This is a genomic window from Aliiroseovarius crassostreae (assembly GCF_001307765.1).
GTDB classification, from domain to species: Bacteria; Pseudomonadota; Alphaproteobacteria; order Rhodobacterales; family Rhodobacteraceae; genus Aliiroseovarius; species Aliiroseovarius crassostreae.
Genome location: NZ_LKBA01000006.1, coordinates 96,915 through 109,109, shown reverse-complemented (window position 1 = coordinate 109,109; position 12,195 = coordinate 96,915). Strand labels below are relative to the sequence as shown.

Genomic DNA, 12,195 nt, shown 5'->3' with positions numbered 1-12,195 from the left:
TGTCCCGCCGCCACAGACGCAACGTTCGCCCCCGTTAACCCGCGTTAAACCCACTTTGTTACCCCTTTCAGCGTTTCGGATCATGTGTCCGACCACCCGTGTCCGGAACCACCGGCCCCTCGGGTGAGGCAGTATTTTTGACCTGAAAGGGAATTCGATGAACAAGGCTCTTACCGACGGGGTGGTCTTTATGCCGCCCCCTTTCGCAGATGGTCTGGATGTCTGGTCCAGCGGGGATGGGGCACCGGGCTCGTCCACATATGACACCGCCTCCAACGCTGCGCTTGTGCCTGCTGATCAGGATTTTGATGGCTGCGTTGAGCTGTTCAAGAATGTCAACTCCCTCAAGCTGACCTATACCGGGCAGACCCAATATGAACAGGGTTGCTATCTGCGCATCTCCGCCAAGGTCAAGGCAATTAGCGGGCCGCTGCCATCGGTGCGCGCGGTGGCAAAGCCGTTCAAATCCAATAACAGCCACGCCAATGGCTATGTCGAGGTCGGCCCCTTGGTGCCGCTCACCGCTTATGGTGAGGTGGTCGAAGTGGCCGCCATCATCGGGTCGGGCGCGCGCAACGGGGTTGATATGATCTGGGGCGCGGATGTGGCCTATGGGCATCTCGGGCTGGAATTCACCGGATCAAACGGTGCGGTGGTGCGGGTGGATGACATCGTGATCGAGGATGTCACCGGCGCCTATCTGCGCGACATGATGGATTGGGTTGATGTGCGCGATTTTGGCGCTGCGGGGGATGGCGTGACGGATGATCGCAACGCGTTCCTTGCCGCAGATGCCGCCGCCAACGGGCGCACGCTCCTGGTGCCCGAAGGCACGTTTCGGATCGCAAACAACATGACGCTGCATGCGGATGTCCGGTTCGAAGGCACGCTGAGCATGGCAGATGATGTCTACCTCTCGCTCACCCGCAGCTTTGACCTGCCCACCTATATCGACGCGTTTGGTGATGAGATGCTGGGCTTTAAAAAGGCGTTTCAGGCGCTGCTCAACTATACCGACCACGAGATTCTGGATATGTGTGGCCGCCGGATCGACGTGAGCGAGCCGATCGACATGCAGGCGGCCTATGAAAAATCCGACTCGCAGCTCATCCGCCGCGTGCTCAAAAACGGGCAGTTCTATGTGAATGACAGCGCCGCCTGGGATGTGGACAGCATCACCACAACCGCCACCTATAATCCAAACAACCCGCTGACCCTGACCGGCATCGGCAATATCGGTGCGGTCAAACGCGGTGCGCTGGTGACTGGCAACGGCGTGGGCCGTGAGGTTTATGTGAAGGATGTGAATGTCGGTGCCAATTCGGCCACCCTGTCCGAGCCGATTTATGGCGGTGCGGTCACCCAGAGTTTCACCTTTGAAAATTTCAAATATGTTCTGGATTTCTCCGGGTTTTCCCAGATGCGGCGCTTCACCATTTCCGAGGTGGAATTCCAGTGCAACGGCCACGCATCTGCTGTGCGTCTGGCCCGTGAGGGCGAGAATGCGATCTTTCAGGACTGTTTCTTCATCAAGCCAAGAAACCGCGGCATCACCTCGATTGGCAAAGCCTGTCAGGATCTGCATATCGAACGCTGCCAGTTCGTATCCAGCGAACAATCCATGGCCGCAACCGCACGTCAGTCGATTGCCTTCAATGTGAACGCAAATGATGCCAAGATCCGCGATAACCGCTTTGCGCGTATGGGCACCACCGGGGTTCTGAGTGGTGGCAATCACATTATTCAGGGCAATCATATCTTCCAGGGGGATGAGGTTGTTCAGGGCGCGCGCACGGCGGGGCTTGTGCTGACCAATGAAAACAACAACACGGTGATCACCGGTAACTATATCGACAACTGCTCGATCGAGTTGAACAATGAACATGATGCGGATCCGAATTTCGGCGCGGAATATTCCTTTGGTGGCATGACCATCACCAACAATATTTTCGTGACCATTGATGCCGCGCCCTGGTTCAAATTCATCCTGATCAAACCGTTTGGTACCGGGCATTACGTGTCGGGCATGCATGTGGTGGGCAACAGTTTCCGCACCTACAATGGCAAAATTGATCGGGTTGAGGGCGTGGTCACCACCCATGGGTCACTGAACGGCTGGGCCTATCGCAACCTCACCTTCAAGGACAATTCCTTCTTCGGGGTGAACCAGCGGACCTGTTCGCCGGTGATGCTGGAGTACAGCCAGAACACCGAGGCCACGACCTGGACGATCGACAGTGGTGAATACCTGCCTTTTGATGGCAAGGCCCGCCTGTGCCAGTCGCTGGTGTTTGAGGACGGCACCCAGACCAGTTCCAACGTCAAGATCTATGACATGCCGCGGGTGAAAACGGCGCAGGGCATCGAGGACAAGCAGGTGCATCTGAAGTGGCCGCAGGCGGTGCGGGGCAAAGTCTGGGCGACGATCCGGGTTGATAAACCGATCTGACACGGGTGGATGGAATAGAGAGATTGAAACACCCTGGCCGTTGGTCGGGGTGTTTTCATTGTTTCCGGGGATCGTGCGGTGGGGGGCGGTGCAGCAGAAAAAGCAGCTCGCGGATCAAGGCCAGTGTGAGCAGGCTGGCTGCGAACTGGTCAAAACTTGGCAGGTCAAATGGGATCATGCCGTCTCTCCCGCGATTGTCCGGCTTTCTGTTGTCTGGGCTTTTTGTTGTCCGGGCCCGCCGTTGTCCGGCGCTGGTTCGATTAGAGCAGCCAAAGGTTAACAGATGGTGTTGAAAGGGGAAAGGGGGTGCAACCCAGGCATGTAAATTATTCAAATTCAAAGCAATTATTTGACCCGGATCAAGGCGCGGATTCAGGGGTTCTGTTACACTGCTGACATATTTCATAAAGGGACAGTCAGGAGGGCTCTGCATGGCGCAAATCACCAGTGCAAATGGAACCGAAACCGTAAAAACTCAAGCAAAAACAACGACCAAGCCAGCGGCCTCCGCCGCGGGTGCAAAGCCGGCCGAACCCAAGGCAGCGGCGGTGGAAACCCGTTCCAAATCCGGCTTTCCCAATGTGACCGCCGACCAGATCCGTCAGACTTTTGAAAACGGGAAATATCCCTATGACGTGAAGATGGGGCGCAAGGAATATGAGACCCAGAAAAGCAAGCTGCAGGCCGAGCTTCTGAAGGTGCAGAAATGGGTTGGTGAGACCGGCCAGAAATTTGTTCTGCTCTTTGAAGGTCGTGATGCAGCGGGCAAGGGCGGCACGATCAAACGGTTCATGGAGCACCTGAACCCGCGTGAGGCCCGTGTGGTGGCGCTGAACAAACCGACTGATGAGGAACGCGGCCAGTGGTTCTATCAGCGCTATATCTCGCAACTGCCAACCACGGGTGAAATGGTCTTCTACGACCGTTCCTGGTACAACCGCGCAGGTGTGGAGCGGGTGATGGGCTTTTGCACGCCGAACGAATATCTGGAATTCATGCGCCAGACCCCGGAATATGAACGGATGCTGACCCGCTCGGGTATTCGTCTTTACAAATACTGGTTCTCGGTCACGCGTGAGGAACAGAAGCGGCGCTTTGACAGTCGCAAGGATGATCCGCTCAAGCGCTGGAAACTGTCGCCGGTGGATGTGGCGTCGCTCTCGAAATGGGACGATTACACCGAGGCGAAAGAGGCGATGTTCTTTTATACCGACACCGCGGATGCGCCCTGGACCATCATCAAGTCGAACGACAAGAAACGTGCGCGTCTGGAATGTATGCGCCATTTCCTGTCGACCGTGGATTACCCGGATAAGGATTACGACCTCGTCAACCATCCCGATCCGCTGATTGTTGGCCATGCCAGCCAGGTCATCCACAACGCAGATCACATTCTGGGCGCCAGCCTGCATCCTGACCATCGGCGTGGGAGCTGATTGCGGCGGGACGTGACGCGCACGCAGGAGAGAGAGAACAGACGGGGCGGCGGGGCAACTCGCCGCCTCTTTTCATGCCCGTCACATGATCGCTTGTCTGATCGGGGCGCGCCGTTAGACTGGTCTCATGAAACGTTTCCACAAGACGTTGAAACGGGCGTGTTCAAAATCCCGTTCGAGCGCAGCGAGAGGCAGGGAATTTGAACCCGGTCGACTGTGGAAACGCTCTGACGAACAGGTAATTTGATAGGTGCGTATGATGGACAGGCGGCAGTTTACAACGGGTGTGGCAGGGGCAATGACAGCCGCGCTTCTGACAGGGTGCCAAAGCAATGCCGAAAGCCGCGCTGGCCCGCGCGCCTCTTCTCAGGCGAAACGCTTTCAACCGCAACACCATGCGGGGTTCGAGGCATGGGTGGAGGGCGCCTTTGCCCGTGCCCGCGCCAAGGGAATTTCATCCCGCACCCTTGCCCGGGCCCGCCCCACAATCGGTTTCCTGCCCGAAGTGGTCGAGATTGACCGCAACCAGACCGAGTTCACCCGATCGTTTGAAGATTACATGGCCATTGCCACCTCGGAAAACCGCGTCAGCACCGGGCGCGCCAAGCTGCGCGAACATGCCGGGCTGTTGGGGCGGATCGAACGGCAATATGGCGTCGAGAAAGAGGTGGTTGTGGCTGTTTGGGGGCTGGAAAGCCGCTATGGCACCCGCAAAGGGGACGTGCCAACCCTGTCCGCCCTCGGCACGCTGGCCTTTGACGGACGGCGCGGTCGGCTGTTTGAGCGGCAGTTTCAGGCTGCCCTTCGTATTCTCGACAACGGGGATATTGCCCCCGCACAGATGATGGGCAGTTGGGCGGGGGCCATGGGACACACGCAGTTCATGCCAACAAGCTACCTGTCCTTTGCGGTTGATTTCGACGGGGATGGGCAGCGTGATATCTGGGGGGCGGACCCCACCGACGCTCTGGCCTCTGCGGCGGCCTATCTTTCGCGCAATGGCTGGCGCAAAGGCGCACGCTGGGGGCAGGAAAGCGCAGATGGAGCGGTTGTGCCCGGTGGCGCGAATGGGCCGCGCTTTGATAAGGGGCCGAATTACCGGGTGCTGGGAAGTTACAATAATGCACAGAAATACATTATCGGTGTGGGGGTGCTGTCAGATCTGCTTGCCGGGCGGCCGGGGCTGCGCCACCAGTTTGGGCCGGACATCCATGGTATGCGGTTGAAGGACCGGATTGCCCTGCAAAAAGGGCTGGCCCGGGCAGGCTTCGATGTGGGAGAGCCTGACGGCGTGATTGGTCCCAAGACACTTGCGGCGATCCGCGGGTTTGAACAGGCCCAGGGCCTGCCGGTCACTGGGCAGCCCTCCCTGGCGCTTCTGGCCAGGATGTGACCGGGCAAATGCGATTGCCCTGGCGGGGCAAATGGGGGGAATTTCCCCCCTTGCGGGCGCGGGGATTTCATCATAGCGGTGAAGAATGACGACGTTACCGCAAACACTCCCGCAGCATATGCGCGCAGCCCTCCTGCTGGGCCTGCCGCTCATCGGCTCGCAACTGGCCGGATTTGCCATCCAGATCATCGATACGGTGATGCTGGGCTGGTACGGGGTCGAGGCGCTGGCCGCTGTTGTGCTGGCTGGCACACTGTTTTTCGTGCTTATGATCATGGGGTCGGGCTTTGCCTGGGCGGTGATGCCGATGGTGGCGTCGGCATCCGAGGCGGGGGATGACACCCGCGTGCGCCGGGTGACCCGAATGGGGTTCTGGTCGTCAGCCATCATCGCCACGCTGGTGATGCCCGCCCTGTGGTGGTCTGAACCGCTTCTGCTGGCCATCGGGCAGGAGCCGGATCTGTCGGCCATCGCGCAGGACTATCTGCGCATCATGGGCTGGTCCCTGTATCCGGCGCTGGGGCTGATGGTGCTGCGCTCTTATCTTTCGGCGCTGGAGCGCACCAAGGTTGTGCTCTATGCCACGCTTCTGGCCACCGTGTTGAATGCCTTTCTGAATTACGCGCTGATCTTTGGCAATTTCGGCTTTCCCGAAATGGGGGTGCGCGGCGCGGCCCTGGCCTCGCTGATTGTGCAATGTGTCAATTTTGCCGTGCTGGTGACCTATGCGGTGCGGGCGTTGCCGGAACATAACCTGTTTCAGCGGATCTGGCGCCCGGACTGGGAGGCCCTGCGCGAAGTGGTGCGCATGGGGGGGCAAATCGGCCTGACATCCCTTGCCGAGGCGGGGCTTTTCTCGGCCTCCACCGTGGTGATGGGCTGGATCGGGACGCTGGAGCTTGCTGCGCATGGGATCGCACTGCAGATCGTGTCGGCCTTCTTCATGGTGCATATCGGCCTGTCCAACGCGGCCACCGTGCGGGCCGGGCGCGCGCTGGGCCGCAAGGATGAGGCAGGGCTGCGCCGGGGTGCGCTGGCGATCACGTTGCTGTCTCTCCTGTTTGGCGGCATTTCCGTGCTGGTTTTCATCGGCCTGCCATACCCGATGATCAGCGCCTTCCTGGATCCGGCCGAACCGCTGCGCGACGAGATCCTGCGCGTCGGCACCTCGCTGCTGGTCGTGGCGGCGCTCTTCCAGTTTGCCGATGCCGCGCAGGTGATGGCGCTGGGCCTGCTGCGCGGGGTGCATGATACCAAGGTGCCAATGGTGATCGCCTCGATCAGCTACTGGCTGGTCGGGGTGCCAATGTCTTATCTGATGGGGATCCATTGGGGCTGGGGCGGAGAGGGCGTCTGGGCCGGGCTCGTCATCGGGCTTCTCTGCGCAGGTGCGTTCATGTCCTGGCGCTTCTGGAGCCGCTCTTCGCGCCTGTCTCAGCCATAACCGGCCCTGTCATAACTGGCCCCCGCCGTTTCACTGGTATCACACGGGGAAGGGGAAGGACCGCTCCGGCCTATCCTTTTCCCATCTCTTTTCGTGCTGAAAATACCTTGGGGTGAGCGCGCAAGCTGGACCGGCAACCGCGAAAGCGTTTCGAGATTAACTTGAGACACAAGTTGATTTCGAAACGCCCGCAACATCAGTAGGTTTCGAGCGTTTCGCCTCATTATTGTGTCTCAATAATAAGGCGAAACACTTTAATTTTGGTAGATTGTCTTTTTCATTTTCGCCTTGGCCCGACAATGGGTTTTCACCCCCTACTTGACAGACCTACTCCCTTCTCCCTGTGGCGGCAGGCCACAGGCCCTGCGCATATCATCCACGGCTTTTGACAGGCCATCCAGAGCACAATGTATGGCTGCGGTTTCAGCGGGAGCAACCGGATGGGGCATCTGACCGGACAAGAGCCACAATGGATCTGCCTTTGCCGCCGCAATACCGCTTCGGCCCCCGGAGCCATTGAGCCGCGCTCATAGCGGCTCAATGTGTCCCTAGGGCGTAGACTCATAAGAGCCAAATGACTGTTGCGGCGATGTGGGCTGCTGCCAAGAAGGTTTTTGGGCAGCGGAAGGTGCGTCGTGATAGGTGTCGCCAAACCTTGATGCGGTTGAACATGCGCTCGACGATGTTGCGGGTTTTGTAGAGGTCTGCGTCATATTCGAATTGCATTTTTCGGTTCTTGCGCGGTGGGATGCAGGCGGTTGCCTTGGCGTCGCTCAGCCAGTCGCGCAGGTGATTTGCGTCGTAACCTCGGTCTGCAATGACGGTGGTTCCCCTGGCAATATATGGCTCAAGGCATTGATTTGCATGGGTAATATCGGCTCGATGCCTGCGGTCAGATGCAGCTTTGAATTCAACCCGCCTTTTGTCTGGCCGATGCACCGCCCTTGGCCGTTGTTTTTTTACCCCATTGGCTGCGATGCGATGCGTTTTGACGTGGCTGGCGTCAATCATCAGCGTCGATGGGTCAGTCCCGTCGCGCACCAGAGCCTCAAACACCTGTGCGAAAACGCCTGCTTCAGACCAGCGTTTGTAGCGGTTGTAGAGCGTCTTGGCGGGGCCATATTCCGGCGGCACATCGGACCAGCGATAGCCTCGCTGAATGCAGAAAATGATGCCCGATAACACGCGCCGGTCGTCGACACGCGGAACACCGCGCGGCTTTCTGGGCAGCAAGGGCCTGATTTTATTGTACTGTTCTTCGGTGAGCCAGAAATGTCAAAGATATGGAACCCTCCTAAGTCCACATCTTGAAACACATCAACGTTTATAGGTCTACGCCCTAGGGGTCAGCCTTCCGGATTACTGATACGTTTCGCCAAAAATGCGGCAAAATTTTCCGCATATGCTTCTCGTTGTTTGCCACGCCGCACGTAGACTGGATACTCCCCCTCATCCGAATGTACTGACACATCCAACGTAAATATCTCACCAAAGTCATTGGAGCATAGCGCTATCTCGCTCTGAGCGATAAATCCGGCCTCTCTAAAACGAAGAGTGTTCACGCCAATGTCGCCCGCCGACTCCGGTTGGAATACGCGGTAAATGGAGAAAATTTCTTCACCGTATATTTCACCACCACCATAGTTTTTAACAAACCACAGATAACTTGGCGGAAGTTTTGCCCCTACTAAATCTTCGGTTTCTTGTATCCGAACCATAGAGGGATTCAAATCGCAGTCTGCCACTCTGCACATAGATCCGCGATGTAACGGTTCAGATCATCCGTAGACAATCCAAGATCTGTTTCTTGATTACGGTTCCAGCGCCTGATAAACACAGCTGCTCTCCAGTCAATTCCCGGAAATTCTTCGAGAAATATTTCAGCAACCTGCCCAGCTGATGAGTTTGGGTTACGTGCATATTCTTCAGCCAATAACTCTGAAGGCAGTGCACCTTTCGACCACCGTTCTGCCCAATGTCGCATTATTCCGGCCTCCTTGCCTCGAAATCAATGACGGTTGATCCGGGCCGAGTTGTTTCAACAACCACCGTAATCCCATGTGATGCGGCAATGCGACCGGTCCAAGTGTTTTGCGATGCTTCAGTTCGGCTCATCCCGCTAGAAACTGTTCAATTTGGCGAAGGACCCAGAGCGATGATTATGCTTTACGCTTAAAACTTAGCTGTTCTTGTCTAAGGCGTTCCCGCCACTTACTAGAAATTTTGCCTATTTCGTCGAGAGCAATCGTCTGCGAAGCTTCATAGTCATATCTTTCTTGTTTTCTATAAAAAGCTTTAGAATTCGCTTGTCCCACAAAAAACCAATACAGAAGCTCATCAACCGAGCGTGTCTCTTGCCGCTTTGTTTCTCGTCCACGATCAGTACCAACCAATGCCATTTTACCATCGGGAGAAATCTCAAGATGGCGACCACCAAAATCATCTGGTGTTGTGCCAATCGGAAGCTCAGATTTTTGCCCATCAATAAGCTTGCTGTATCGGCGGTATAGTTCTCTTATTTCATCTAGTAACATTTGCATCCCTTAGTCAAAAATAGGCACAATAAATCCCTGTTGTATAAGATCATCGATACTTATCGGCAATTGATACTGTGTTCCACTACCTGGTTGACCGAACCACGGTGCAGCGGTACCTGAATTCACATTAGGAATTGGCTTTAGCACTTCATACTCTTGATAAGGTCGATTTACACTGGAAGCTGGCAAGGACCGTTGCTCAAATGGAACGCCACTTGGTGCTTCCCAGAGATTGGGTTGAGTAGGTCTGGCTATGCTCTCCCCAAGTTGGACAATCCACAATCGCACCCTGTTTTGCGACGAGTAAAGAGAAGGTGCGCCAGCTTTATTTACTTAAAAACAAAGATTTGATTGTGCCTCAACTTTGTTCCAGAAAGATTGCGCCCCCTCTGTGAATACATATTGCCAAAGGCGTGAGATCCGCGAAGCGACGGTCCTGCCACATCTGGCATTCGTAGAAAAAACTTGTGGCGTGGCTGGGGAAAAATTCGGCATAAGGTCATCAGGAAGGGTATGATCGGCAGTGGGTGGTTACAAACTCCCACCGCCCATATCGAAATCGGCAATTGTCCAAAGTGCTGCACCGTGCATTTGCAAGTTGCGGGATTTAATCGGAGGCCAACCCGTCGCCAATAGGTTTACCAATACACTGACGAGCGGGATTGAAGGCCCCTAAATCACGTCCGCTTTCCACCTCGCGCACCACCAGATCCGCACGGCGCCTCAGCCCTTCATCATCCGATCTGCTTTTTTGCGTACCAGCACACTGCGCAGATCATGCATCGCCAGAAGGAGCGTGTCGGTGATTGCCTCAAGCTCCTCCTCCTCCGCCTTGGTCTGCGCCCAATGGGCCGTGGTGTTCAGGTGATCCACCGTGCGCAGGATGTCGTCGATGCTGCGCCGCTGCAAAAGCGCGCGGCGCTCCGTCATCCAGGTGGCAATTGCCGCCTGATCTTCCGATGACAGCCCCCGGTCCCCATGCGGTTTCACCTCGCCATTGCGGATATTCACAATGGCGATCTGTTCCATGTCGATGCGACGATGGCGGTTTTCGGTATCCACGCGAAAGACAAAGGCGCCGTTGTCGCGCACACGGAAGTAATAGTCGGGCAGTTCGGTGCTCATTGTTCCCCCTCAGCTCAGTTCTGCACAAAAGGCCTGGATGCGGGTGCAGGCTTCCTTCAGTGCCGCGTCGGAGGTGGCATAGCTGACGCGGAAATTGGGGCTCAGGCCAAAGGCCGCGCCAAACACCACCGCCACGCCTTTTTCTTCGAGCAGGGCTTTTGCGAACTGTTCGTCGTTTTCGATCTTCACCCCACCGGCCGAGGTTTTGCCCAGACATCCGGCGATCGAAGGGTAGACGTAGAACGCCCCGTCCGGCACCGGGCATTCCAGCCCGTCGGCGGCGTTCAGCATCTCGACCACAAGATCCCGGCGGCGCACGAACATCTTGTTGTTTTCCGGGATGTAATCCTGCGGACCGTTCAGTGCCTCAACCGCCGCCCACTGGCTGACCGAGCAGGGGTTTGAGGTTGATTGCGACTGGATCTTGCGCATCGCACCAATCAGTTCCATCGGACCCGCCGCATAGCCGATCCGCCAGCCGGTCATGGCATAGGCTTTGGACACGCCGTTGCAGGTGAGCGTGCGGTCGTAAAGACCGGGTTCGACCTCGGCCGGGGTGCAGAAGGTGAAATCCCCATAGGCGAGGTGTTCATACATGTCATCGGTCATCACCCAGACATGCGGATGGCGCATCAGCACATCGGTCAGCGCCTTCAGCTCGTCGCGCGAATAGCCCGCACCGGTCGGGTTCGAGGGGGAGTTGAAAATCAGCCACTTGGTTTTGGGGGTGATCGCCGCCTCAAGCTGCTCTGGTGTCATGCGAAACCCGGTTTCCAGCGGGCATTCCACCACCACGGGTTCCCCACCTGCCAGCAGCACCATATCCGGGTAACTTACCCAATAGGGCGCCGGGATGATCACCTCGTCACCGGGATTGAGCGTCGCCATCAGCGCATTATAGAGGATCTGCTTGCCGCCGGTCCCGACCGAGATCTGGGCAGGGCTGTAATCCAGCCCATTGTCGCGCTGGAACTTGGCACAGATCGCGGCCTTCAGCTCCGGGATGCCGTCAACGGCGGTGTATTTCGTCTTGCCCGCATCAATCGCGGCCTTTGCGGCCTCCTTGATGTTTTCAGGTGTGTCGAAATCCGGTTCCCCGGCACCCAGCCCGATCACATCCTTGCCCTGCGCCTTCAACTCAGCCGCCAGGTTCGAAACGGCGATGGTGGGGGAGGGTTTTACACGGTTCAATGTCGCAGACAGGAAAGACATGGGGGGGCCTCTATTGGTAAGTCAGTTGCGAAACATCTAATGGGTTTCGACACGGTTGTGAAAGCCATAATGCAAGAAACCGGGGCGCGAGCGTTAAAAGTCCGGGTTGGCGCGGGCGGGGCCCTTCAACTTCTACCCGATTGCCCCTATGGTACGCCCAATTGGATGCGGCAGATGAAGAAAGGGTTATCTTATGGAAGATGCAGATCAGAACAGTGGATGGTATTCGGAGGACGAAGCCACCTTTGGGGATCGCCTTGCCGGAGCCCGAGAAGCCGAAGCCATGAGCCAGGCCGAACTGGCCCGACGCCTTGGGGTCAAGGTTGCCACGCTGCGCAATTGGGAAAATGACCTGTCCGAACCGCGTGCCAACAAGCTGAACATGGCCTCAGGGGTTCTCAATGTGTCCTTGCGCTGGCTTCTGACCGGCGAAGGGGACGGGCTGAACTTGCCCGAGGATGAACCGGAACACACCCCGGAAATCCGTGATATATTGCGTGAAATTCGGGACTTGCGCACCCAGATGAACAGCTCTGCCAACAGGTTGGCGCGGCTGGAAAAGACATTGCGCAAACGTTTCGAAGGAGGTCAGGCATGAC

General features: G+C 57.0%; 12 protein-coding genes and 1 pseudogene. 5 read left to right on the top strand and 8 right to left on the bottom strand.

Annotated features, from left to right (window positions below):
- Window positions 1-157: 157 nt before the first annotated feature.
- Complete coding sequence (locus tag AKJ29_RS06815; RefSeq protein WP_055189298.1) at window positions 158-2,449, top strand: glycosyl hydrolase family 28-related protein; 2,292 nt, start codon at window positions 158-160, stop codon at window positions 2,447-2,449.
- Window positions 2,450-2,504: 55 nt separating this feature from the next.
- On the opposite strand, the gene AKJ29_RS19210 is transcribed toward AKJ29_RS06815, so the two are convergent.
- Window positions 2,505-2,855, bottom strand: a complete 351-nt coding sequence (locus AKJ29_RS19210) for a hypothetical protein (protein ID WP_152972432.1) — start codon at window positions 2,853-2,855, stop codon at window positions 2,505-2,507.
- Between the two features lie 25 nt (window positions 2,856-2,880).
- On the opposite strand from AKJ29_RS19210, the gene ppk2 reads away from it, so the two are divergent.
- From ppk2 to AKJ29_RS06800, 3 genes are all read left to right on the top strand, one after another.
- Window positions 2,881-3,885 carry a polyphosphate kinase 2 gene (gene ppk2, locus AKJ29_RS06810; protein WP_082392541.1) on the top strand — a complete coding sequence of 335 codons (1,005 nt, stop codon included), beginning with the start codon at window positions 2,881-2,883 and terminating at the stop codon, window positions 3,883-3,885.
- Window positions 3,886-4,144: 259 nt separating this feature from the next.
- Window positions 4,145-5,278, top strand: coding sequence for a lytic murein transglycosylase (locus AKJ29_RS06805; protein WP_235477331.1), 1,134 nt, complete (start codon window positions 4,145-4,147; stop codon window positions 5,276-5,278).
- A 118-nt stretch (window positions 5,279-5,396) separates the two neighbouring features.
- Entirely contained in the window at window positions 5,397-6,722 is a 1,326-nt protein-coding gene (locus tag AKJ29_RS06800) for an MATE family efflux transporter (RefSeq protein WP_235477327.1), read from the top strand.
- A gap of 561 nt (window positions 6,723-7,283) precedes the next feature.
- Here the strand turns inward: AKJ29_RS06800 and AKJ29_RS18640 are convergent.
- The 7 genes and pseudogenes from AKJ29_RS18640 to AKJ29_RS06775 form a co-directional block, all read right to left on the bottom strand.
- Window positions 7,284-7,982, bottom strand: a pseudogene (locus AKJ29_RS18640) (IS5 family transposase); the annotation flags it as partial.
- An 86-nt stretch (window positions 7,983-8,068) separates the two neighbouring features.
- On the bottom strand, window positions 8,069-8,440 hold the full coding sequence (locus tag AKJ29_RS06790) for an SMI1/KNR4 family protein (RefSeq protein ID WP_055189293.1): 372 nt from the start codon (window positions 8,438-8,440) through the stop codon (window positions 8,069-8,071).
- An 8-nt stretch (window positions 8,441-8,448) separates the two neighbouring features.
- Window positions 8,449-8,706, bottom strand: a complete 258-nt coding sequence (locus AKJ29_RS19205; protein WP_139231366.1) for a hypothetical protein — start codon at window positions 8,704-8,706, stop codon at window positions 8,449-8,451.
- Window positions 8,707-8,881: 175 nt separating this feature from the next.
- The gene (locus AKJ29_RS19200; RefSeq protein WP_139231367.1) at window positions 8,882-9,256 is read right to left on the bottom strand and encodes a hypothetical protein; all 375 of its coding nucleotides are present in this window, start codon (window positions 9,254-9,256) and stop codon (window positions 8,882-8,884) included.
- Window positions 9,257-9,265: 9 nt separating this feature from the next.
- The gene (locus tag AKJ29_RS20540; RefSeq protein WP_082392539.1) at window positions 9,266-9,547 is read right to left on the bottom strand and encodes a TNT domain-containing protein; all 282 of its coding nucleotides are present in this window, start codon (window positions 9,545-9,547) and stop codon (window positions 9,266-9,268) included.
- Window positions 9,548-9,982: 435 nt separating this feature from the next.
- Complete coding sequence (locus AKJ29_RS06780; protein ID WP_055189289.1) at window positions 9,983-10,384, bottom strand: hypothetical protein; 402 nt, start codon at window positions 10,382-10,384, stop codon at window positions 9,983-9,985.
- A gap of 9 nt (window positions 10,385-10,393) precedes the next feature.
- Complete coding sequence (locus AKJ29_RS06775) at window positions 10,394-11,596, bottom strand: pyridoxal phosphate-dependent aminotransferase (protein ID WP_055189287.1); 1,203 nt, start codon at window positions 11,594-11,596, stop codon at window positions 10,394-10,396.
- 193 nt (window positions 11,597-11,789) lie between these two features.
- On the opposite strand from AKJ29_RS06775, the gene AKJ29_RS06770 reads away from it, so the two are divergent.
- Window positions 11,790-12,194 carry a helix-turn-helix domain-containing protein gene (locus AKJ29_RS06770; protein ID WP_055189285.1) on the top strand — a complete coding sequence of 135 codons (405 nt, stop codon included), beginning with the start codon at window positions 11,790-11,792 and terminating at the stop codon, window positions 12,192-12,194.
- Window position 12,195 lies beyond the last annotated feature (1 nt).